Origin of the sequence: Thiothrix nivea DSM 5205, assembly GCF_000260135.1 — a bacterium.
Lineage (GTDB): Bacteria > Pseudomonadota > Gammaproteobacteria > Thiotrichales > Thiotrichaceae > Thiothrix > Thiothrix nivea.
Genome location: NZ_JH651384.1, coordinates 3,349,433 through 3,371,955, shown reverse-complemented (window position 1 = coordinate 3,371,955; position 22,523 = coordinate 3,349,433). Strand labels below are relative to the sequence as shown.

Annotated in this window: 27 protein-coding genes; 5 read left to right on the top strand and 22 right to left on the bottom strand. The window is 54.5% G+C overall.

What is annotated here, in order from left to right; genetic code table 11:
* Window positions 1-11 precede the first annotated feature (11 nt).
* The 4 genes from THINI_RS16980 to THINI_RS16965 form a co-directional block, all read right to left on the bottom strand.
* Entirely contained in the window at window positions 12-233 is a 222-nt protein-coding gene (locus THINI_RS16980) for a DUF4926 domain-containing protein (protein ID WP_002709778.1), read from the bottom strand.
* 22 nt (window positions 234-255) lie between these two features.
* On the bottom strand, window positions 256-816 hold the full coding sequence (locus THINI_RS16975) for a Uma2 family endonuclease (RefSeq protein ID WP_002709777.1): 561 nt from the start codon (window positions 814-816) through the stop codon (window positions 256-258).
* Window positions 817-960: 144 nt separating this feature from the next.
* Entirely contained in the window at window positions 961-1,359 is a 399-nt protein-coding gene (locus tag THINI_RS16970; protein WP_169314638.1) for an HIT domain-containing protein, read from the bottom strand.
* A 77-nt stretch (window positions 1,360-1,436) separates the two neighbouring features.
* Complete coding sequence (locus THINI_RS16965) at window positions 1,437-2,480, bottom strand: IS701 family transposase (protein ID WP_081485965.1); 1,044 nt, start codon at window positions 2,478-2,480, stop codon at window positions 1,437-1,439.
* Between the two features lie 159 nt (window positions 2,481-2,639).
* Here THINI_RS16965 and THINI_RS16960 point away from each other — a divergent pair, with 159 nt between their 5' ends.
* Both THINI_RS16960 and THINI_RS16955 read left to right on the top strand, forming a co-directional pair.
* On the top strand, window positions 2,640-3,245 hold the full coding sequence (locus tag THINI_RS16960; protein WP_040840993.1) for a GNAT family acetyltransferase: 606 nt from the start codon (window positions 2,640-2,642) through the stop codon (window positions 3,243-3,245).
* A 98-nt stretch (window positions 3,246-3,343) separates the two neighbouring features.
* On the top strand, window positions 3,344-3,868 hold the full coding sequence (locus THINI_RS16955) for an SPOR domain-containing protein (RefSeq protein WP_002709774.1): 525 nt from the start codon (window positions 3,344-3,346) through the stop codon (window positions 3,866-3,868).
* A gap of 10 nt (window positions 3,869-3,878) precedes the next feature.
* On the opposite strand, the gene THINI_RS16950 is transcribed toward THINI_RS16955, so the two are convergent.
* The 4 genes from THINI_RS16950 to rpoH all read right to left on the bottom strand — a co-directional run bounded on the left by THINI_RS16950 (window position 3,879) and on the right by rpoH (window position 7,185).
* The gene (locus THINI_RS16950) at window positions 3,879-4,355 is read right to left on the bottom strand and encodes a hypothetical protein (protein WP_002709773.1); all 477 of its coding nucleotides are present in this window, start codon (window positions 4,353-4,355) and stop codon (window positions 3,879-3,881) included.
* Window positions 4,340-5,116 carry a T6SS effector amidase Tae4 family protein gene (locus THINI_RS24765; protein ID WP_002709772.1) on the bottom strand — a complete coding sequence of 259 codons (777 nt, stop codon included), beginning with the start codon at window positions 5,114-5,116 and terminating at the stop codon, window positions 4,340-4,342. Before THINI_RS24765 ends, THINI_RS16950 begins: the two co-directional genes overlap by 16 nt.
* A 69-nt stretch (window positions 5,117-5,185) precedes the next feature.
* Window positions 5,186-5,767 carry an HNH endonuclease gene (locus tag THINI_RS16940; RefSeq protein ID WP_002709771.1) on the bottom strand — a complete coding sequence of 194 codons (582 nt, stop codon included), beginning with the start codon at window positions 5,765-5,767 and terminating at the stop codon, window positions 5,186-5,188.
* Window positions 5,768-6,315: 548 nt separating this feature from the next.
* Complete coding sequence (rpoH, locus tag THINI_RS16935; protein WP_002709768.1) at window positions 6,316-7,185, bottom strand: RNA polymerase sigma factor RpoH; 870 nt, start codon at window positions 7,183-7,185, stop codon at window positions 6,316-6,318.
* A gap of 159 nt (window positions 7,186-7,344) precedes the next feature.
* On the opposite strand from rpoH, the gene THINI_RS16930 reads away from it, so the two are divergent.
* Window positions 7,345-9,369: a coiled-coil domain-containing protein gene (locus tag THINI_RS16930; protein ID WP_002709767.1), complete on the top strand. Its 2,025-nt coding sequence runs from the start codon at window positions 7,345-7,347 to the stop codon at window positions 9,367-9,369.
* 14 nt (window positions 9,370-9,383) lie between these two features.
* On the opposite strand, the gene THINI_RS16925 is transcribed toward THINI_RS16930, so the two are convergent.
* The 3 genes from THINI_RS16925 to THINI_RS16915 form a co-directional block, all read right to left on the bottom strand.
* Complete coding sequence (locus THINI_RS16925; RefSeq protein WP_002709766.1) at window positions 9,384-9,863, bottom strand: DUF302 domain-containing protein; 480 nt, start codon at window positions 9,861-9,863, stop codon at window positions 9,384-9,386.
* Entirely contained in the window at window positions 9,860-10,333 is a 474-nt protein-coding gene (locus THINI_RS16920; protein ID WP_002709765.1) for a DUF302 domain-containing protein, read from the bottom strand. The genes THINI_RS16925 and THINI_RS16920 overlap by 4 nt, the downstream gene beginning before the upstream one ends.
* A gap of 85 nt (window positions 10,334-10,418) precedes the next feature.
* A complete protein-coding gene (locus THINI_RS16915; RefSeq protein WP_002709764.1) occupies window positions 10,419-11,459 on the bottom strand; it encodes a c-type cytochrome in 1,041 nt (346 codons plus the stop codon).
* A gap of 134 nt (window positions 11,460-11,593) precedes the next feature.
* Between THINI_RS16915 and THINI_RS16910 the strand changes: the two genes are divergently transcribed.
* Window positions 11,594-11,851 carry a hypothetical protein gene (locus tag THINI_RS16910; RefSeq protein WP_002709763.1) on the top strand — a complete coding sequence of 86 codons (258 nt, stop codon included), beginning with the start codon at window positions 11,594-11,596 and terminating at the stop codon, window positions 11,849-11,851.
* A gap of 52 nt (window positions 11,852-11,903) precedes the next feature.
* Here THINI_RS16910 and THINI_RS16905 read toward each other — a convergent pair whose 3' ends face one another.
* From THINI_RS16905 to THINI_RS16890, 4 genes are all read right to left on the bottom strand, one after another.
* The gene (locus THINI_RS16905; protein WP_002709762.1) at window positions 11,904-12,527 is read right to left on the bottom strand and encodes a DoxX family protein; all 624 of its coding nucleotides are present in this window, start codon (window positions 12,525-12,527) and stop codon (window positions 11,904-11,906) included.
* 75 nt (window positions 12,528-12,602) lie between these two features.
* Entirely contained in the window at window positions 12,603-14,495 is a 1,893-nt protein-coding gene (gene dxs / locus THINI_RS16900; RefSeq protein ID WP_002709761.1) for a 1-deoxy-D-xylulose-5-phosphate synthase, read from the bottom strand.
* Window positions 14,496-14,559: 64 nt separating this feature from the next.
* Window positions 14,560-15,453, bottom strand: a complete 894-nt coding sequence (locus THINI_RS16895) for a polyprenyl synthetase family protein (protein ID WP_002709760.1) — start codon at window positions 15,451-15,453, stop codon at window positions 14,560-14,562.
* Window positions 15,453-15,704: an exodeoxyribonuclease VII small subunit gene (locus THINI_RS16890; RefSeq protein WP_002709759.1), complete on the bottom strand. Its 252-nt coding sequence runs from the start codon at window positions 15,702-15,704 to the stop codon at window positions 15,453-15,455. The genes THINI_RS16895 and THINI_RS16890 overlap by 1 nt, the downstream gene beginning before the upstream one ends.
* Before the next feature lie 164 nt (window positions 15,705-15,868).
* Here THINI_RS16890 and THINI_RS23665 point away from each other — a divergent pair, with 164 nt between their 5' ends.
* The gene (locus tag THINI_RS23665) at window positions 15,869-16,399 is read left to right on the top strand and encodes a DUF2914 domain-containing protein (protein WP_002709758.1); all 531 of its coding nucleotides are present in this window, start codon (window positions 15,869-15,871) and stop codon (window positions 16,397-16,399) included.
* 70 nt (window positions 16,400-16,469) lie between these two features.
* Here THINI_RS23665 and zapD read toward each other — a convergent pair whose 3' ends face one another.
* The 7 genes from zapD to mnmG form a co-directional block, all read right to left on the bottom strand.
* A complete protein-coding gene (gene zapD, locus THINI_RS16880; protein WP_002709757.1) occupies window positions 16,470-17,291 on the bottom strand; it encodes a cell division protein ZapD in 822 nt (273 codons plus the stop codon).
* 60 nt (window positions 17,292-17,351) lie between these two features.
* Window positions 17,352-17,951, bottom strand: a complete 600-nt coding sequence (gene coaE / locus THINI_RS16875) for a dephospho-CoA kinase (protein ID WP_002709756.1) — start codon at window positions 17,949-17,951, stop codon at window positions 17,352-17,354.
* 73 nt (window positions 17,952-18,024) lie between these two features.
* Window positions 18,025-18,291, bottom strand: a complete 267-nt coding sequence (rpsT, locus tag THINI_RS16870) for a 30S ribosomal protein S20 (RefSeq protein ID WP_002709755.1) — start codon at window positions 18,289-18,291, stop codon at window positions 18,025-18,027.
* Between the two features lie 87 nt (window positions 18,292-18,378).
* Window positions 18,379-19,233: a ParB/RepB/Spo0J family partition protein gene (locus THINI_RS16865; protein WP_002709754.1), complete on the bottom strand. Its 855-nt coding sequence runs from the start codon at window positions 19,231-19,233 to the stop codon at window positions 18,379-18,381.
* Window positions 19,227-20,024: a ParA family protein gene (locus tag THINI_RS16860; protein ID WP_040839522.1), complete on the bottom strand. Its 798-nt coding sequence runs from the start codon at window positions 20,022-20,024 to the stop codon at window positions 19,227-19,229. Before THINI_RS16860 ends, THINI_RS16865 begins: the two co-directional genes overlap by 7 nt.
* A 13-nt stretch (window positions 20,025-20,037) precedes the next feature.
* Window positions 20,038-20,610, bottom strand: coding sequence for a 16S rRNA (guanine(527)-N(7))-methyltransferase RsmG (gene rsmG, locus THINI_RS16855; protein WP_002709752.1), 573 nt, complete (start codon window positions 20,608-20,610; stop codon window positions 20,038-20,040).
* Complete coding sequence (mnmG, locus tag THINI_RS16850; protein ID WP_002709751.1) at window positions 20,610-22,514, bottom strand: tRNA uridine-5-carboxymethylaminomethyl(34) synthesis enzyme MnmG; 1,905 nt, start codon at window positions 22,512-22,514, stop codon at window positions 20,610-20,612. Before mnmG ends, rsmG begins: the two co-directional genes overlap by 1 nt.
* Between the last annotated feature and the right edge of the window lie 9 nt (window positions 22,515-22,523).

Sequence of the window (22,523 nt, the reverse complement as noted above, 5' to 3'; positions counted from 1 at the left end):
CGTTCTGACGCCTATGCAGCCTCCGCTACCGGCAAATAATGCAGCACCATCAACTCATCCTGACGCAATGCCAGCATTGCATAGGCTCGGCCATTATCATCACAGAACTCGACTTCAAAGACGCCATCATCGAGTGCCTCAACTACTGTCCCCACTTGCCCGGCAAGCAAGCCTCTTGCGGGGAGACCGTGTAATAGTGCAACAACGTCCAGCTCCCTAATTTTACTGCTCATCCATTACCTCACACCCTGTCAATTACATCAGAAACCGGTAAACATCATCCACCGCCACCTCCAGCCCGACCGACGCCAACGTGAGCGACTGCCCCACCGTGTAGATTTCCCGCTCCCACTCGGTAGCGCGCCGGTAGACCTCGATATGCGGCGTATCCTGCGAACACAGCACGTATTCCTGCAAACTCGCAAACAGCCGGTAGGCGGTCAGTTTCTCGGTACGGTCCTTGTGGGCGGTCGTGTCTGACAGCACCTCGACAATCAGGCAAGGCGAGGTGTTGTAATAAGGGTCGGTTTCTTCCTCGCAACTGACCTGCACATCCGGGTAGTAATAGCGGTTGGTTTCCAGCGAGCGGATGCCTACTTTCATGTCGGACTGGTACACCTCACACAAACTGCCTTCCAGATGATTGAACAGCAGGTTGGCAAATTTCATAGCAATACGGTTATGCGACCGGCTGGCTCCCGCCATGGCATAAACCTGCCCGTCGACATACTCGTATTTTTCATCATCCCCCCGGCCACGTTCCCATTGCAGGTATTCTTCCGGGGTCATGTAAGTCGATTTTGGCAATGCGCCCATGTTGCACCTCTTGCTTACTCGCCGTGATACCAACAGCTTAGCCCAGCACAGAACCAAAGGCAAAGAAGCCCACATGGGGGTTAGGACCAGAGCAAATCAAGGATTGCCTGTGGACAAGTTTGCCATGGATCAAGCATTAACCACTCACTTGTTGGCAATAAGATGAAAATGCAGGTAGGCAATTTCCTGCTTGCCCGGCCCATTCGTTCTCACGTAATAATTTTCCAGCTTGTCCCTCTGCACCAACTCGCGAAGCATGGCAAAACAGCCAAGGACATACGGCACATCTTCGGGTGTGAGCATGGCGATGTTCTTCACATCATGTTTGGGAAAGAGCACGTAGTGGGTCTTTGTGCGTGGCGCAGGGTTCGGATACGGGATTGCCAGACAGGTGTCTGACTCCTGCACGACATCCGGCACCAGAAAGGGCGCCTGTTGAATGGCGGCGGAGGTGATTAATCCAGCGATTTCCTGTTTGGTGTAGCAATGCTTACCACAGGACGGCGAAGGCAGGAATGCACGGGGAATGGTTTCCGAAAACAAGTAACCGCCACTACTGACCCCCGCCAGAAACAATAATGCCCCCCACAAGAAAAACTTTGACTTTATACTCATAGGACTTACGCATTGACGGCGGCCTGAAATTGTGGGTTGAGGTGCTGCTTGCCTTGCATGAAGCGGCTGACAAAAGCAGCCACAGCATCCGTGTACAAGTCGTGTTGCCATTGGTAGGCGTTGCTGATGATGTCAACAAACTGCATCTGTTGCAGGTGGACATAGCTGCACAAGGCGGCAAAGATATGGTTACGTATCGGGACGTTGCCGCGTACCTGGAATTTCTCGATATGGCAGACCTGCTTGATCATGCGGTGGTATTGCTCAATCTGCCAATGCTGGTCATGCAGGGTCTGGAAATCCGCTTGCTGGAAGGTGTCATAGGCGTCAGCATTCGGGAGGAAAACCACGTAATGGCGCAGTTGGTCTTTTAACTGCGTCCGAAACAGCTTTACCTCGCCAAATTCGCGTAACCAGACCCTCAGCCCGTCAGCAGGGATGTCCAGTTTCTGTACCTGCACCCATGACCCCTTTTCGGTGGATACCCGGCGGTTGCTTTCCACAGCGAACAGGAACCCCATGCGGTGGTTTCTTACCGTTTTGAGGTTGCCCACACAGGAATACCAGCTATCCCCGGTCATGAAGGCGGGTTGCAGCCCCCATGCCAACACGTCCTCCAGCATGTCGAGGAAATAATCATTCTTGGTCTTGCCCTCTGCCTTGTCATACACCCGGTAGTTGACCGGCAGGCTGCGCCCTTGCGGGTCACTGTAATACAACGTGATCAGGTTCAGCCCCTTGACCACCCGGTGGTGCTTGCCTGACCAGAAGTGTCCAACCAGCTCCATATGCTGGCTGTAGGGTTTGTCCAGCGTACTGTCATCCACATTCAATGTCCCGCCCACCAGGTTCAGCAGCCGCGATGCTTCGTTGAACAGGTCTTTTGGCTCATAGGCTTCCCGCAACAGGAAGCGGTTTACACTGTCATGCGAGATGCCCATCACTTCCGACAGGCGGGTGCAGGTGCTTGATTTCGGTTCACTCATCAGAAACCCCATGTACATTGGCAGGGTGCAATTGGCTGTCGGTGGGCGTTTGGGCCTTCTTATCATTGGCTTTTATGTCGCGTGAAAAACTTATTCCTGACACAGACAGGGCTGCTTCGTCAATGCGTAAGTCCTAACTCAATCAACAGACCCCAAAAAGCTTATTGTACAAAACCGCCAAGTACGATAGTAGATGATAACGTTTGCCACTGGGCCATGACCATGAATGACTCATTACACACCCTGCATCTCTCCGGCTCCGCCATCGCCCCTTACGTGGCCGACCTTGCCCGCCTGCGTATCACGGTCTTCCGCGAGTTCCCTTACCTCTACGACGGCACTGAGGAATACGAAGCCCGTTACCTGCAAACCTACCTCAACTCCCCCGCCAGCATCGCCGTGCTGGTGCTGGATGGGGAAAAGATTGTGGGCGCATCCACCGGCCTGCCCATGGCGCATGAAGAAGCCGACTTCCAGAAGCCATTCATCACGCACGGCTTCAACCCGCAAACCCTGTTCTACTGCGCCGAATCAGTGCTGCTGCCAGAATACCGTGGGCGCAGCCTCTACAAGACCTTTTTCCAAGGGCGCGAAGACCACGCCCGCCATCTCGGCGGCTTCACCCACCTGACCTTCTGCGGGGTGGAACGCCCTGTCGACCACCCCTTACGCCCAGCCCGTTACACCCCGCTGGACACCATCTGGCGCAGGTTCGGTTACGAGCAACATCCCGAGTTGCGCACCACCTACACTTGGAAAGACATCAACGAGGTAGCGGAATCCCCCAAACCGATGGTGTTCTGGGTGAAAACGCTCGCGGATGGTTGAAAGGCCGTATTTTGGTTTCCGCACCCCAACCTTTTTGTCTATAGTCATAGGGCAACAACACAGCGGAAAACGAGGTTGGAGTGAAGAGTTCAGGCAGGATGTCAGCAGGTTCCCGTTCAAGACAACGCGGCTTTGTCTTCAAGATGATCCATTCGCTGATGCTGGTCGCAGGTGCAGTCCTGCTGGTGCTGCTGTACCGTGCGGGCAAATTGCCTTTCATCAACTACAAACCGAACATTTCCGGCTGGGCCGCTGGGCTGGGCGGCAATGGCAACAGTGGCAATAACGATGTATGGGAACCTGACAATAACTACATCCGGGCAACCCAACGCCGTTCCGCTCCCGTCACCCGCCCCCGTGAAGACACCGAATATACTGACAACCGCTACGCCGTACAAATCGCGGCTGGCTACGATTCCCGGCAGTTGTATGTCTGGCGCGACCAGTTGGTCAGGGGCGGCTACAACGCCTATCTTGTCAGCCTGAATACGCCACGTGGGTTGATGTTCAAGTTACGGGTCGGCGCTTACGCCAGCCGTGTGCAAGCGGAATCAATGCGCGACAAAATACGCAACCGCTTCCCGACCAATTTCGGCGAAAGCTTTATCGTGGAAGGTAACTGACTTCAACCATTCACTTGGCCAACAGGTCATACTGGAAATTCTGCAAGCCCTGCTCCGCGCAATACACACTGCCCTGCATAATGTAAGTGGAAGGTTTGACGCCCCCGTTGATAATCAACCCCTGCACCTCCTGACCGCAATGTTTGCCCTTAGCGGGCGTTCCCAACACTGCCATTACCAGCGTGGTCTTGTTATGCCGGAAAACCTGCGCGCGCTGCCCTCCTGCCGCCAACATGAAATAGCAAGGAGCCATCGGCTTGAGCCAGATTGACGGCTCAGTCTGCCCCACCTGCAATTTACAGCCGCCGCCATCATCCCACAACGCCAGATGCAAGCCCCCTGCTTGCGCCTGATCCGTCACATGTGGCTTTTCCAGGCGTTCTGGCAAGGCCAATGGGCGCTGCTGCGGCTGGGAACCGGAATCACACCCGGCCAGCGGCAGCAACACCAGCGGGATTATTGCCAGCCATCCTAATGTATGGGCCAAAACCAGACCTCCTCGGAACGTTCAAAATAATCCAGTGAGCCATGCGCCATGCCAGGCCCCTCCAGGCTTGGGTCAACCATTCGGCGCACGATGCCCGTACCATCCCACAGGTCAATATGGTCGCCCTGGTTACCTTCGCCCCAGAAGTTATGAAAACAGACCAGACCCGTGCGTCCCTTGAATGCGCCCCAGGTCACATTGCTGCGTACTTCCACCAGACCAAAGCGATCCGGATGGCGGCGCATCCACTCAGCCACTTCCCGCGCCCGCAAGGTATGCCCCTTGTGCCCGGCATACCAACAAACCGATTTATCGTAGCCAGCCAGCAAGCCGCTGCGCAACAGGCAGGTTCCCATCATGATACCGCACTGGTTGCCGAAGTTGGGGGTACCTTCCGCATCCTTGCAGGGGAACACATCCCCCTCTGCAATTGCCGGATGATTGTTCCAGAGCCGGATAAACCCCAGCTGGACACCTTCCTCAGGCAACGTGCTACTGACTGGCGTCTCCGGTGGCGGTAGCTCAGGGCCATCACCTAACGGAGCTACTGGCGGTGATGCAGGCTCCGGTGGCGCAGGTTCTGTTGCTACAGGCAGCGGGCTAACAACAGGAGAAGACGGTACATTCGTGGCAGAACCCGAGGAAACAGGCATTGATGGCACAGGCGGTGGGGCTGTCATACTACTGCCAGGGGCGTTACTGGTATTCCGCCCAAACAACCAGGCAAACAGGCGGTTCCAGAACGAATTTGATGCAGGCATAGGCTACTCCACGATGAACCAACTTTTACTATAGAAAAAAATGCCCCAACCAACCGGATAAAATCCAGCCTACTGGCTACGCTCACGCAATATGCTATCACGCGGGAAATGCGCGCTCAGGAATTCCATCTGGTCAGCCAAGATATGCCGCCCTTGCAGATAAACATATTCCGCAAAGTTGGGCTGGAATGGAATTGCCAACAGCGGCATGTGCGCCTGTTCCGGGGTACGCCCACCCTTACGGCTGTTGCAATGCTTGCAGGCGGTGACGACATTCGTCCACACATCGCGCCCGCCTTTCACCAGCGGGTGCACATGGTCGCGGGACAAATCCCGTTCCAGAAAACGTTCCCCGCAATACAGGCAGATTTGGTCGTCACGCCGGAACAGGGTCGGGTTATTGAGGGGCGGCACATAATAGTCGTACAACTTATGCTTACTGCCGAAAGTGGCAATGATGGAATTCAGCTCAATCCGGCTTTGCCGCCCGGTTTTGGCGTTGATGCCACCGTGAATTTTGAGAATGGGAGTCCCACAGGTATAAGCTACCTGATCGGTGTAATACAGTTTGACCGCTGTTTGAAAATGTATCCATTCCAGCGGCATCCCACTAACATCCGTGCGCAGGATGAGTTGGTTTAACCTGAGCATCTCCGTTTCCTTGCCGTGACAGACCACGCCGCACAGTCTGCACCGGCATCATGACAAGCAGATGAAAGGATTCCGTTATTCTTGAGCCATGTCAAGTTACTACTGAATATCTTTCGGCATACTACCCAGCATCAAGTGATTCTTATCAAGAGGAAATGACATGTTGAGTTTTGACTATGGCCTGCCAGCAGCAATCGTTATTGCCCTGATCCTGTTTGCGTGGTTCAGCTTCTTTTCGGTTGTTTTCTCGGGCTAAAGCCATTTCCCTGGCTACCCGAAGGTAGCCCCAGCCAAAAGTATTTATATAAGCATCCGCTGATCTTGTCAGGGGTGGGGTATTGCTTTATCCTTTCCGCTACAAAGATTAAAGAGGTATGTAGATATGTTGAGCTGGGATTTTGGCATCCCGATGCTGATCGTTATAGGGATGATTGCGTTTGCGTGGTTCAGTTTCCTGTCGGTAGCGTTCTTCGGTTAAACGTCAGCATCTTTGACAAAAAAAGGCCGCTTACGCGGCCTTTTTCATATCTGCGGCAAGAAAACTGCCTTTATGCGGCTTCCATTACGCCTTGGCGTAACTTGTTGATCGCGGCATTCTCCAGCTGACGGATACGCTCGGCTGACACGCTGTACTTTTCCGCCAATTCATGCAAGGTCGCCTTGTTTTCAACCAGCCAACGGCTGGCTAAAATATCTTGGCTACGTGCATCCAAGCTTGCCATTGCATTCTGGAAACGCTCGCGGGTGTAGGTATCCCACTCTTCCGCTTCCAGCGTTTCCGCCGGGTCGGCGTCATCCGCCGCCAGATACTGGCTGGGCGAGAAGCTGGCAGTGTCTTCGTCGTCCTGATCTACACCCAGGTCGAAAGCCACGTCGTGGGCACTGAGGCGTTTTTCCATTTCCAACACTTCAGCGGTGGTGACACCCAGGTCATCCGCCATGGACTGGGCTTCCTCATGGTTCAACCAGCCCAGACGCTGCTTGCTGCTGCGCAGGTTGAAGAACAGTTTGCGTTGCGCCTTGGTGGTCGCCACCTTGACGATCTTCCAGTTACGCAGGATAAATTCGTGGATTTCTGCCCGAATCCAGTGCACGGCAAAGGAAATCAGCCGTACATTCATATCCGGCTCAAAACGTTTGACGGCTTTCATCAATCCCACATTCCCTTCCTGTACCAGATCCCCCAGGGGCAGGCCGTAGCCGCTGTACCCGCGCGCCACTTTGACAACAAAGCGCAGGTTGTGCAGGATCAGTTGACGTGCCGCTTCCAGATCGCCTGCATATTTCAGGCGATCTGCCAGCTCGCGTTCTTCTTCTGCTTCCAGCACGGGAATGGCGTGAATCGCATGGATGTAGCTTTCCAGATTCCCCACCGGAACGGGTAAGGTTTGTCCTCTAAGCATCAATGCGTTTGTCATGTGTGGTAGCCTCCTGTTGACTTTATGGCTCATCTTAGCACTCATTGGCTTAGAGTGCTAATACCCTTGTCGGGTTCCGTTTTTATGGTTGATTCATGCCCTGTTATATTTAGCACATTATCATGTATGATAACCGGATAAGCTGCTGAAATAATAACAATGAACCGCGAAGAGCTGACACTGATCGAAAAAATCGAGGGGAACCGTTTCCTGACCGCCGCCGACCGCCAGACCTTGATTGACCGCTGGCGCGACGCTTATGAACGGCTGCAAATAACCGAAGAACGGTTACGGGAACTCAACACCTCCATCCAACACAAGGACAAGCTGATCGACACGCTGGAGCAATCCCTGCGTGAACGCGACCAACACATGGAGCGTAAGGAGCAACTGCTCCACGAAAAGGAAAAACTGCTCCATTCCAGCCAAGACAATGCCCAAGAACTCGAACAGCAGGTCACCCAACGCGATGCCGCACTCCAGAACAAGGAAGACACCATCCGTGAGCGCGACCAGCTCATCCGCGACCTGGAAAACCACACCCGTGAAATCGAGCAACTGGCCAGCCAGAAAGAAAAATACATCCTCGAACGCGAAGACCAGATCCACATCCGCAACCGCCGTCTGGAAGAAAAGGATAACCACATTGGCAAGCGCGACCGCGAAATCGACAACCGCGACAAGCAACTGGCCAAACGCGACGACAATATCCAGGAACTCAGCCGCCAACTCGAAGAACTCAACCGCTGGATACGCGACAACCAACAGCGCACTTATACCCAGGAACAGCTCCTGCACGAGCGCAACCGTCACCTCACCGAACGTGACCGCCAGCTGAAAGAACGCGACCAACAAGTCCAGCAGCGCGATATGCGCCTGCGCGACGTTGACCGACTACTGCAACGCCGCGATGACTTGCTGCTGGAAAAAGACCAGCAACTGCGGTTGCGTGATGTCCTGGTACGCCGCAAAGTCGACCAGATCAGCCTGCGTAACGAACAGCTGGCCGAACAAACACGCCTCTTACATGAAAAGGAACGCATCAGCCAGGAACGCGAACAAATGCTCCTTCAGGCCGGGGAGCATTTGCAGGAACGTGACCGCCAAGTCGGCATCCGCGACCAGGCCATCCACGAGCGTGAACGCACCCTGCACCGCCGTGACGAACAAATCACCGCCCAGTTCCTGCAAATCCAGGAACGTGACCAACACATCCAACGGCGTGACCAGTCGATTGCCTCACTACAAGAACAAATACTGGCGCTTGACCACAACCTGCAACAACACCAGCAGCGTCTCGATGCCCATGGCTCGCATGTCACAGAAATGGAAAATATCCTGCTGGACAAAGAAAAACGCCTGGCCGAATACGCCAGCCTGATCAGCGCCCGGGATACACTGCTGGCGGAAAAAGACCAGTTCATCCAGCAGCAGGAACAACAAGTCGACGCGATTGCCAAACAACTGGGCGAACGCGACCAGAGTATGCAGGCAAAAGACCAGCACATCCTGGAACAAAGCCGTCTGCTCAGCGAACGCGAACAAATCCTGGTAGAACGGGAAGACGAATTCCACTTGCGCGAAGAACACCTGGCCGAGCGCGAACGCCAGCACACCAGCCGCGAAGCCCTGCTCTTACAGCACATTAATACCCTGACAGACTTAACCGCCAGACAGCAGCAACAGGAAGCCGAACGCGAAAACGCCCTGCAAATCCTCCAACAACAGGAGCAGACCCTCCAGCAACGCGAAACCCACCTGAGCGACCGTGAACGCCAATTTGCCGAGCGCGAAAGCGCATTGCAGGGGCTGCAAGACCAACTGACAACCCTGATCAACCAATACCAGCAACGGGAAGCCGCCCACGAAACCACCCTGCACAAAATTCAGCAGCGCGAAAACCAACTGGGCGAACGTGAACGGGAATATGCGCAGCGGGAAGCCACTCTAATGCAGCAATTGGATACCTTGGCTACCCTGACCGGCAATCAGCAGGCAATGACAAGCGACCGGCTGGCATTTGAGCACAAGATTGAACAGCGCGATAAGGTCATCACCCTCAAGGACACCATCATCGCCCAGCTCAACCAGCAATTGCTACACAAGGAAAAAGCCCTGCAACAGCGCGACGCCATCCTGCAACGGCTAGGCCAACAAATACGCCACTATAGCGCCACCGCGTAAAGGGCGGGCGGCCCTCAATGTGCCAACGCCACCGTAACAGAACCCTGCATGTCAGCCAGCACGGCACGGAAATCCTTTTCCCACCCATCCAGGCACGCCTGCAAGCTATCATCCGCATGTAACATCGGCGCGAGGCTGGAAGGGTTCAGCACTGACAGGATGGTATCCTTGCCTTCAGCATAAACCGCCAGTTTGAATGGGAACAAGGGGATCATTTCAGGATGTGTTTTGCTCAGCTCACGCACATCTTCTAGGCGGCCAAAAAACACCACCCGGTAATTATCGGTTTCATAGCCCATCTCATGCAGGCCACCATCACACTTCTGGATATGCGCCACCGTAAAACCGTGCCCTGCCAGCACGTCCTGAACTTGTTGCAGTGCCGGTTCAAATCCCTGCGCCACGCGCACAGTCAGCAGGTTGTCATTGGCATGGGCAAGTCCGGCATTCAGCAGCAACCACGCCAACAAGGTTAACAGGACAGGGGGTTTCATAAGGTTACCTCATCAAGAATTGCTGTGTACTTGGCCTCGATGCCGCGAAAAGCACTGGCCAGCTTGTCATTATCAAACAGAGCCATCATGGCTTGCACGTTCGCTGTCAGCAGTTGCACAGAACCATCTTCCCGTTCCACGACCGTAATCGCGCAGGGCAAAACCACCCCGATCCGTGGTTCTATCTGGATAGCCTCATGCAAATCATGAAAATTGCAAAAACGGATGCTGACCTGACGCTCATTGACGGAAAACTCATCGACCAACCCCTCTTCCAGATAACGGTCGGGGAACACCCTGAAATTGTGCGCCCGGATCGTTTCCCGTAACGACGCCAGCGTTTCCTCAAATGAATAAGGTGAATCATGTATCAGGGTCAGGCTGGTCTCATTGCTGGCAGCCACAGAACCCGCCGCCGCAAAGCCAAACAGCAATGCACCCGCGTACATCCACTTATCCCAAAACTTCATTGTGTAAAGCCCATCTCTCATAAAAATATTAGAGAATTCTAATATATTACCAGAAAAATGCAACTCTGCTCACTATTACGTCACGTCAAAACGTCACTTCATCCAGAATCAGGTCGTAACTGGCTTTGATGTGGGCAAATACCTCATCCAGTTGGTCATTGTTGAACAGCTTTGCGAGCACTTCCACATTCGCCGCCACAATCTGGACGCCACCACCCTCCTGTTCAATGACGGTCAGGCTGCACGGCAGGATGACGCCCAAGCGTGGCTCCAGCTTAAGCGCCTCATACAACTTGTTGAAATTGCAGAAACGCAGGGAAACTTGGCGTGTGTTGACGGAAAGCTCATCCGTCAAACCTTCTTCCAGATAACGGTCAGGAAAAACGCGGAAATTGTTGGAACGGATAGCTTCCCGTACCCGCGCCACAGTTTCTTCAAACGTGCCGGGCACGTCGTAAATCACGGTCAGGGATTCATCCTCCAGCGCCTGACCTTCCAGCTGGTTTTTCAGCTCACTGGCACGCACGTAGGCAATCACATCATCCATTTGCGCTGGTTGCAGGGTAGCTTTGAAAGCAGGCATGGGCGTACCGTCGCGGCCATGCTGGATGATATAGCGCAACATGCCGTCAGTGGCCGCTTGCAGGAAACCGGCATTGTTGAGGGCGGGTGGCATGATGGCCATTTCGCGCTTGCGGGAAAAGGTAACGCCGGTACCTTCCGAACCGCCACTCAGATCCTTGCCATGGCAACTGGCGCAGTGCTGCTCGAACAGCGGTTTGCCCTTGGCGGCCACGCCTGACAAAGGCTGGGCTGGCTCTTCCACCTTTGATGCCCCCCAGGTACGCATGTAGCCCACAATGGCACCAACTTCAGTATCCGACATTTCCCCAAACGCAGGCATGATCCGACCTGGGCGGCCACTGCGGATGGTTTTGCGGATATAATCGTCAGTCAGCGACTCCATAACAGTCGGCTTTGATAACGGCAAGCCAATACCCCCAATGCCCGCCTCGCCATGACAGGAAGCGCAATGCTGCTGGAACAGCACCTTGCCATCCTCGGCAGAGGCCAGCGCCGCCATGCAGGACAATGCCACTGCCAACCCGATTCGCTTCCAACCCATCATGATTTCCGACCCAGATACTTGATGTAAGTCAGTATATTAGCAAAAACTAATGCCGTTTTGACACATGTCAATTACGCGCCTATTTTTGCTTGGATAATAGGGCATCCACCGCATCATCCAAAAGGCACTCCATGAAAGAACAGCAACTAACCCGCCTCATGTACACCCTGATCATCGTTGGCCTGAGCATCAGCGCAGTAGGGGTGGGGCTGGTGATTTTCACCGACATCGCGACCGCCCACGGTGTGAAGGGAGTCGCCACGGTAGCAGGGCTGATTGCAAGCGGGTTGTTCCTTTCCATACCCGCAAAAATCTACCTGACCCTACAACTAATGAAGCGCAATGACGAAAAAATGAAAGCACGCCGTGAACGCAGCGAACTCCGCTAAGCAGAACCCATCAACAAAAAGGCTGCCATCAGCAGCCTTTTTGGTTCAGGCATCAATGGATGCCAGGTTCGTCAGTCGCATCAATCTCGAAAGGATCATGCATGGCAGCAGCAGACTTATTATCAATCCGCTTAACGAAACTGCGGTAGATGTACCAGTCCAGACTGACCCAGCGACCCGCGCCCATGAAGAACAGCGCCAGCAACAGGATAAAGTAAACCAGATAGACCTCGGTGACATTGTTGGTCATATTGGTATAGCCATGGCTCATGATCAATTGTTGCATACTGTTGAGGAAACCAGCATCTCCCATCGCGATCAAGCCCAGCACCACTACGACAAACATCAGTGCCAGCACTACCCAACGCACAGCAAAACCCAACACCAACAGGATGGCCGCCGTAATTTCGATAATACCCAACAGGATCACCAGAGTTTCCGCGCCCAACCCGGAAAACAGCGTATTGCCCATGCTGGCAACGCTTTGCTGGAAGGCTTCCGTATTCAGCCAAGTCAACGGGTTGTAAATGACGAAATCAGAGCTGGAGAACAAACCCAAACGTTTTACGCCCGAAATCCAGAACATCGGTGCAAGGAACAGACGGATAGCCAGTGGAGCAAGAAAATCGAAAACGCGCATCCATTCGAGGCTGAAAAAGCCAACAAGAAACTTCATGGAACAACTCCTCAGGAATTGGGAAATACAGGCGGAACCAAACTTTTCATAGGATTATAGCCGATCCCTAACACTTCAATTCGCGACGTATTGTGGCACAGGACACAAGCTTAATCCAATGTGAATCCGCCCACCATAGCCAGAGCGCACCTTTTCCACGATGCCCAGTGCATCAAGCCCACAGGCGGCAAGCTGCTCTTCACGCTGGGCATGTTCAATATACACATCCGGCAAGCCCAGGTTCATCACCTCCACGGCCAGCCCGGCTTCATGCAAGTATTCGTTCACCGCACTGCCCGCGCCACCCATAACCGCATTGTCTTCCAGCGTCACCAGCAACTCGTGCGACTGCGCCAGTTCGCGCAGTATGGTTTTGTCCAGCGGTTTGACGAAACGCATGTTGACCAGGGTCGCATCCAGCTCTTCCGCTGCCGCCCGTGCCTCGGCCAGCAATGAACCAAATAACAGGATAGCGATGGAATTGCCGCCATTACGCACTTTCACCGCTTTCCCAACCGGCATCGCCTGCATCTCAGTGTGCGGTTCAATACCTGTCCCCTTACCGCGTGGGTAACGCACCGCTGTTGGGCAATCCAGCTGGAAAGCGGTATACAACATCTGGCGGCATTCGTTTTCATCCGCCGGAGCCATCACCACCATATTCGGCACGCAGCGCAGGAAGGAAAGGTCGTAATTGCCTGAATGCGTCGGCCCATCCGCCCCCACCAAACCGGCGCGGTCAACCGCGAACACTACCGGCAGGTTCTGGATGGCAACATCGTGCAACAACTGGTCATACGCCCGCTGCAGGAAGGTGGAATAGATCGCCACCACCGGTTTCAACCCCTCACAGGCCAGCCCCGCCGCTAGTGTCACCGCATGTTGCTCCGCAATACCAACATCGAAATAACGCTGCGGGAACTGTTCGGAAAACGCCACCAGACCGGAACCTTCGCGCATCGCGGGCGTAATCCCGACCAAACGCTTGTCTTGCGCCGCCATGTCGCACAACCACTGGCCAAACACCTGGGTGTAGGTGGGGGTCGATTTCTTGCTGCTGGAAACCAAACCCGTTTTCAGGTTGAAAGGTGTTACCCCATGATAGGCACAAGGATCTTCCTCGGCTGGCTCATACCCCTTGCCCTTTTGCGTCAGGATATGCAGCAGGCGCGGCCCCTTGATCTGCTTGAGGTTTTCCAGCACATGCACCAGCTCTTCCACGTCATGGCCATCAATCGGGCCGTAATATTTGAAGCCCATTTCCTCGAACAAGGTGCCGGGCAACACCATGCCCTTCATATGCTCTTCGGTCAGCTTAACCAGTTTGGAGAGGGATTTACTGTGCGACAACGCTTTCTTGCCGCTTTCACGCATACTCGAATACATACGCCCAGACAGCAGGCGCGTCAGGTATTTGCGCAACGCGCCCACATTCGGCGAAATCGACATTTCATTGTCGTTCAACACCACAATCAGGTTGGCGTCCAGGTCGCCCGCGTGGTTGAGCGCTTCATACGCCATACCCGCCGTCATGGCACCATCACCAATAATGGCAATGGAATGGTAGTCCTCACCCTTCTGTTGCGCCGCCAACGCCATCCCCAACGCAGCACTGATGGAGGTGCTGGAATGCCCCACCCCAAAGGTATCGTATTCACTTTCGGAGCGCTTGGGGAAACCGGCCAGACCATCTTTCTGGCGGATACTATCCATCAGATCCCGCCGCCCGGTCAGGATTTTGTGTGGATAAGCCTGATGCCCGACATCCCACACCAGCTTGTCCTGCGGGGTATCAAAGGCATAATGTAGCGCTACGGTCAGCTCGACCGTACCCAAATTGGAGGAAAAATGCCCTCCCCCATTCGATACCGAATCCAACAGAAATTCACGCAGTTCAGCACACAGCGCCGGGAGCGCCTCCAGTTCCAGCCGCCGCAAATCAGCGGGGAAATTTATTCTTTCGAGCACGTTGGCCAACCCCTAATCATCAAAACGAATACAAGGCACTGCGGCGGAGATTCCCGTTTTTTATTTATCGGATACGCTTGACCGTAAACTCGGCACAGTGCCGCAACATGTCAGCGGATTCACCGAATGATAGCAAGGCATTCATGGCCTCGTCATACAAATCCTGCAATTTGGCCCTGGACGCAGCCATCCCGATGATGGAAGGATAAGTGGGCTTGCCTGCCGCCGCATCTGCCCCACGGGTCTTGCCCAGCGTCTGGGTATCGCTTTCCACATCCAGAATGTCATCCTGCACCTGGAATGCCAACCCGATGCACTTGGCGAAATGGTCCAGTTGCTGCAAACGTTGCGCATCCATCGCCTCCACGCTGTAGGCCGCCAACAGCACACTGGCGCGGATCAAAGCCCCAGTCTTGTGGATGTGCATGTTTTCCAGCTCCATTTCCGTCAGTTCCTGGCCGACGGCAGCGAGGTCAATGGCCTGCCCACCCACCATACCACGGGAACCGGCAGCCTGCCCAAGCTGTTCGATCATGCGCAACCGCTGAGCTGGGGAAGCCAACATCCGCGGGTGGGCAGCCAACAGTTGAAAAGCCAACGCCTGTAAACCATCACCCACCAGTATCGCGGTTGGCTCGTCAAACGCCTTGTGACAGGTAGCCTTGCCCCGGCGCAGGTCATCATCATCCATGGCCGGCAGGTCATCATGCACCAGCGAATAAACATGTATCAGTTCGATGGCTGCTGCCGGAATATCCAGCCGATCAGCAGCGATACCCAAGGCTTCGCCCGCCGCATACACCAACAAGGGGCGCATCCGCTTGCCACCATTCAATACCGTGTAACGCAGTGCTGCGTGCAGTTTGGCCGGATGCGTGGAAGACGGCGGCAAAACGTCATCCAGCACGACCTCGATCCGTTTCTGCCAGCCCTGTAGGCGGTCATGGAGATTCAGCATCAGGCATCCTCTTGTGGCGGAAAATCGCGTTCCTGGCCATCAGATGCCAGCAGCTTGACGCGCTGTTCCGCAGCCTTGAGCGCTTCCTGGCAGATACGGGTCAACTGCACACCGCGTTCAAACTCCTGCAAGGAACCTTCCAGCGAAAGCTCACCGCTTTCCATGCGCTGCACCAAAGCCTCCAGCTCCACCATGGCCGCCTCAAAGTCTGGCTGCGCATCGCTCGTTACCGCCACCTGTTTTCTCGGCATTTTTAAACCTGCCTGTCACTGCAAATAAGGTAGTAAAGCCTAAGTCGCCGTCAGGGGCAAGCCTGTTGCAGGCATTCTTTGGTGAACCTGAAGCAAATGCGGTAAACTATACCATGAGTATTATAATATTCTAATTATCTAATTATTAAGAGAGCCATTGAACAATGAGAAACACCTATCTGTTAACAGCCTCTTTCCTGATGGTGGCCAGCACCGGGAATACCGTTTGGGCCGAAGATGCCCTGCCAGCAGCAACAGCCCAAGCCGCAGTTATTGCCCCACAAGTTTCACGTTCTGCATTCACAACCGGCATCAGCAACCGCGAACCCGTTGACCAACTGGCGCGAATCAGCGCCGGGCAGGAAATCCATTACTTTACTGAACTGACGGGGCTGCAAGGCCATATCATTACCCATCGCTGGGAGAAAGACGGGGCGTTCCAGCTTGGGTTGCAATTTCCGGTTGCGGGGGAACGCTGGCGGGTGCACTCCAGCAAAAATATCAGCGCCAACCTGTCAGGCGTCTGGACAGTAACCATATTGAATGATGATGGCGCGATCCTGAAACAGGAAACCCTGGTGGTTGACCCGGTTGTAACAAGCGAGGAACCAGCCCAGCAACCCGACACAACCACCGCCCCAAAACCACCATCAGCCAGCACCACCGGGCCAATTTGGGAAAAGCTCGCACACTGACCCTTCCCCACTAACGATAAGCGGGCTTGATGCCCGCTTACCAATCCAGAAACACAGCAGCCAAACCCGGCTAGAAGGAACACAGCACCAGCGTGAAATGCACATCCTTATTGATCTGCTTGCCCCGCTCCGCGAGCATGTCCGCGTTCACAAAACGCAGGGTAAAGCGCTGCTTGCCAGCACTGATCTCAGGGTAATAATCAACATTATCCGGCAGTTCCACACTCATCATCTGGTAAGGCTTGCGCATTTCCAGCATGGACTGGAAAAAACCTTCCTTGGCCACTTCCTGCTGGCGCTCGCCAAATTGACGTACAATATCCAGAATATCGTGCGCTGCTGCATTTGCGGTTACGTAAGGTGCGATCCATTCCCGCAAGTCTTCGAGCCGGACTTCAACCGACTGTTCCTGCCAGTAGTGGAACAGGGGAATATCGAAACCGTTCAAGCCGCCTGGCAAAGATGAACGCTGGCGCAGGCTATTGAAGAACATGTGGTTTTTCAGGTGCTGACCGAGCTGGCCGCGCTGCTGGTAGAGCACATCGCTATGGTAATTGAGCTTTTCCAGCACACCGTCCAAACGGGCAGTATCCGCATCTTCATTGCGTAACAACAAGCGGGTCGACTGCCCCATCCGGTCAATTTCTTTCAGAATTTCGCTTTTGACATCCAAGCGAGCAGAAAGATTATACAAATCCAGCAGCAGATGCAGAGCTGCCACCGTATCCTCGGGTTTGGGATCGGCGGAAATATGATACTTGAAACGCCCCATGAGCAATTCCAACCGCATGAACAAGCGAATTTTTTCGTTAAGCGGTTGCTCGTAGCTAATCATGTGATGCTCGGAGAGGCGGCGAATCTCTTCGCCCAAAGGTTGCTTGTAGTTAACCATAAAATGCTTCGCAGACCCTATTTACCAGCATTTATACCAAGAAAGTAGCAGGGCAATCAACTAAACATTACTCAGTTTCTCATATTTACTATGCAAATCATCAATTTTCTGATAAAAAACATTAATTAATGAGGAATTTTCAACAATATCATCGGCATGTTGCAACCGGACATCACGCGCTACTTGTGATTGCATAATGGACTCAATTAAGTCATTGCTACTACCATCACGCAACTTGACCCGCTCCCGCTGCTGTTCCTGAGAACAGTCAACCACCAAAATCCGGTCGAAAAGTTGAGTATAACCCTTTTCAAACAGCAACGGTACATCGACAACCACATAGGGGCTGCCTGTACGCGCTGCCATCCGCCCTTCGATTTCAGTACGGATACGTGGATGCAGTATAGATTCCAACTGCTGCAAGCGTTCAGGATCGCTGAAAACAGCTTGCCGCAACCAAGTGCGATCCAGAAAACCATCTTCCCGTAAGGCTTGTGCACCAAACGTTTGCACAATTTCCTGCCAAGCAGGTTGTTTTGGCTCTACCACTTCACGCGCCACCAGGTCAGCTTCAATGACGGCTATGCCCAGCTCACGGAAACGTCTGATGGCGGTGGACTTGCCACAACCAATCCCCCCGGTTAAGCCTACCTTCAGCATGGAATCACCACAAACACGAAAGGCCGGTTCATACAAACCGGCCTTGGAAGATGCATCAACCCACGATACTGGATCAGGCTTGCAGAGCCTTGATGTGTGCGTTCAGGCGGCTTTTGTGACGGGCTGCCTTGTTCTTGTGGATGATACCCTTGTCGGCTGTGGAGTCGATGACTGGCACTGCCGCCTTGTATGCATTGATGGCTGCTTCGCGGTCGCCGGATGCAATGGCATTCACCACACTCTTGATTTGGGTGCGCAGACGCGAACGCAGGTGCTTATTGTGCATACGGCGCTTGGCCGCCTGACGGACACGCTTTCTGGCTGAGGCTATGTTAGGCAAGGGTATTCTCCCGAAAAACCAATCCGAAAAACAAGGCGCGTATTATGCAGGGATTCGCCGCCTGCTTCAACACCTTGCAGCGAAAATTTACTGGATATGCCCAAGGATACCGTCCAGCTCGTCCAGGCTATTGTATTCAATGACAAGTTTACCCCTACCTGTGCGGTTGTAACGGATGGCAACTTTGGCCCCCAGGGTATCGGCAAGCTTTTGCTCCAGCTTGAGCACCTCAGGAGCCGGTTTGAACTCCACGGCGGATTTCTTGCCCTCCTCCAGCAATAGCTTGACCAAACGCTCGGTTTCACGCACAGAAAGCTGGCGTTGGGCGACTTTCTGCGCAACCTCTACCTGCTGCTGGCCTTGCAGCGCCAACAAGGCTCGTGCATGGCCCATTTCCAGCTGGCCAGCATCCACCAAAGCCTTGGTTCCGTCCTGCAAATCCAGCAGACGCAACAAATTGGTGACCGCCGCACGGGAACGCCCGACCGCTTCCGCAGTTTGCTGGTGGGTCAGGCCAAATTCGCCAATCAGACGGCGCAGGGCATTGGCCTCTTCCAAGGCATTCAGGTCTTCACGCTGGATATTTTCGATCAGCGACATGGCCGCAGCGGCCTGGTCAGGGATTTCGCGCACTACAGCAGGGATTTCATGCAGCCCGGCCAGCTGTGCCGCGCGCCAGCGGCGTTCGCCGGCAACCAACTCATACTCACCACTACCCAGCTTGCGTACTACAACCGGCTGCACCAGCCCTTGTGCCTTAATGGAATCGGCCAGTTCCTGTAAAGCGTCGGGATCCATGCGGGTACGTGGCTGGTATTGGCCTGGGCGGATACGTTCTACCGGCAGGGTGCGCAAAGACACGTCGTCGGTTTGTTCGCTGTTGCCGCGCGCTGAACTGAGCAGGATGTCAAGACCGCGCCCAAGCCCGGGTTTCTTTACCATGCCTGCTCCCCATCTGATGCAATTTTGCCGGTATCTTTACGCAACAGTTCAGCAGCCAGCGCCAAATACGCCAGTGCTCCACGGGAGCTTTTGTCATATTCCAGCGCCGACAAGCCGTGGCTGGGCGCTTCCGCCAGCCGGATGTTGCGTGGAATGGAGGTGTTGTAGACCTTGTTGCGGAAAAAAGCGTTGATTTGTTCGGAAACATCACGGGAAAGGTTGCTGCGCGGGTCATACATGGTGCGCACCAAGCCCATGACCTTCAAATCCGGGTTGGCTGTCTGGGTGATGCGCTCGATCGTCCCCACCAAGGCGCTCAGACCTTCCAGCGCGTAATATTCGCATTGCATGGGAATAATGACGCCGGTTGCTGCCACCAAAGCATTGACTGTCAGCATATTGAGGGAAGGAGGACAGTCAATCAGGATATAGTCGTAAGCGCCTTGCATCGGTGCAAGTGCATCTTTCAAATGGTATTCACGCCGTTCCTTGCTCATCAAGGTAATTTCAGCCACCGTCAGTTCCGGTGAGCCAGGCAATACATGCAGGGAGGTTTCCGGTAGTTTTTGCAGAATTTCAGTGACATGTGACTCGCCCAACAAGACATCGGTCAGGGTGCTGGACTGGCCATGCTTGTCAATCCCAATACCGGTGGTGGCATTGGCTTGTGGATCCATATCCACCAGCAGGATGCGGCGCTTCATCGCGGCCAAGGATGCCGCCAGATTGACCGTGGTAGTAGTTTTACCTACGCCGCCTTTCTGGTTGGCAATGGCGATCACTCGCGTCATGGGGTTATTCTCGCTATTCTCGCTGTAGTTCCAACAGATGCCGCTCTGCATCCAGACCGGGTACGTGTAATGCATGTTGCGCCTGCACTGCCCAGCCTGACGGCAGCTCCGCCAGTTCGCTGTCAGGGTAGCGCCCCTTCATGGCGTAGAGGATACCATTTTCACAGGCATGTTTGCCGGTAAAGCTCACAAAATCATGCAGGGAGGCAAAGGCGCGGCTGATAATGGCATCAAAACAGTGCCCAGGCTTCCAGCTTTCTACCCTGGTTTGGACAACCCTCACATTCTGCAGACCCAGCGCCAACACCGCTTGCTGCATGAAACGGGTTTTTTTGCCGTTGGTGTCGAGCACCGTGAACTGTCGCCCAGGCTGAATGATGGCGAGGGGAATGCCAGGAAGACCTGCGCCGCTGCCTACATCCAGACAGGTTTCACCACGGATGTAAGGCGCGACACTGAGGCTGTCATCAATGTGCAATACCTGCATTTGCGCCGGGTCACGCACCGCTGTCAGGTTGTGAACCTTGTTCCAGCGTTGCAGCAGTTGCAGGTAGCGCCCAAGTTTATCCTGTTGCGCACCATCCATCAGGCACTGGCCTGCAAATGATTGCCGCCCGCTGCCGAGGATTTCTTCAGATGCACCAGCAACAGGGAGATGGCCGCAGGCGTGACCCCCGGAATACGGGCAGCCTGACCGATCGTGGCAGGACGCTGGGCTTGCAGCTTCTGCCGCACTTCGTTGGAAAGGCCGCGCACCTGGACGTAATCTAGCCAGTCAGGCAGACGGGTTTCCTCGTTGCGGCGCTGCTTGTGGATTTCATCCTGCTGGCGCTCAATATAACCGGCGTATTTGCACTGGATTTCAACCTGCTCGGCGACCTTTTCATCCGCTACCAGACTGCCAACCGCTGGCAAACTGGTCAATCCAGCATACGTAACGTTGGGGCGACGCAGCAAATCGTACAGCTTGTAATCGCGGGCAAGCGTGTCGCCAAATACACGCTGGCTATCTTCCGCGCTGACATCCGACGGATGCAGGACGGTAGAACGCAGCCGCTGCTGTTCGAACTCAGTGGCTTCGCGTTTCTGGCAGAAAGCCGCCCAACGTGCGTCATCCACCAACCCCAATTCACGGCCTTTCTCGGTCAGGCGTAGGTCGGCGTTGTCTTCGCGCAACAACAAGCGGTGTTCGGCTCGGCTGGTGAACATGCGGTAGGGTTCGCGGGTTCCCAGCGTGATCAGGTCATCAACCAGCACACCGATGTAAGCCTGATCACGTCGTGGATACCAGCCATCTTTTTCCTGCACGTACAAACCCGCGTTCAAGCCAGCCAGCAGACCTTGCGCAGCGGCCTCTTCATAGCCAGTCGTACCATTGATTTGCCCAGCGAAAAACAAACCCTGCATGGCTTTGGTTTCCAGGGTCGGCTTGAGGTCACGCGGGTCAAAGAAGTCGTATTCGATAGCATAGCCGGGGCGGGTGATATGGGCATTTTCCAATCCAGCCATCGAACGCACCAGCTCATATTGCACATCGAACGGTAAGCTGGTGGAAATACCGTTGGGGTAAACCTCATGGGTATCCAGCCCTTCCGGCTCGATGAAAATCTGGTGACGTTCCTTGTCGGCAAAACGTACAACCTTGTCTTCAATCGACGGGCAGTAACGTGGGCCAATCCCCTCAATGACACCCGTATACATCGGAGAACGATCCAGTCCGCTACGAATGATGTCGTGCGTAGTGGTGTTGGTATAGGTGATATAGCAGGCAATCTGCTGTGGGTGCTCCTCCACGCTGCCCAGAAATGAAAATACTGGGGTTGGCGTATCGCCCGGTTGCGCCTCCAGCCTGCTGAAGTCGATACTGCGGGCATCAATGCGCGGAGGCGTGCCGGTTTTCAGGCGATCAACACGGAATGGCAATTCGCGCAAACGCTGGGCGAGTGCCATGGAAGGCGGGTCACCCGCCCTGCCGCCAGCATGATTGCTCAAGCCAATGTGAATTTTGCCACCGAGGAAAGTGCCAGTCGTCAACACCACCGCACGGGCAGAAAAGCGCAGCCCCATTTGGGTAACCACGCCTGCTACACGATCGCCTTCAACAATCAGGTCATCGACAGCCTGCTGGAAAACTTGCAGGTTAGGCTGGTTTTCGACGATGAAACGGATGGCCGCTTTATAACGCACCCGATCGGCCTGGGCACGGGTGGCACGTACTGCGGCGCCCTTGCTGGAATTGAGGATGCGGAACTGGATGCCGCCACGATCAGCAGCGTGCGCCATGGCTCCACCCAGCGCATCCACTTCCTTGACCAGATGGCCTTTGCCGATACCACCAATCGCCGGGTTACAACTCATCTGGCCGATGGTTTCAATATTGTGGGTTAACAACAGCGTTCGCCTACCCATCCGCGCGGCGGCAAGCGCAGCTTCCGTCCCGGCGTGCCCACCGCCGATAACGATCACATCAAAAGATTGTGGGTAGCGCATGGAATCATC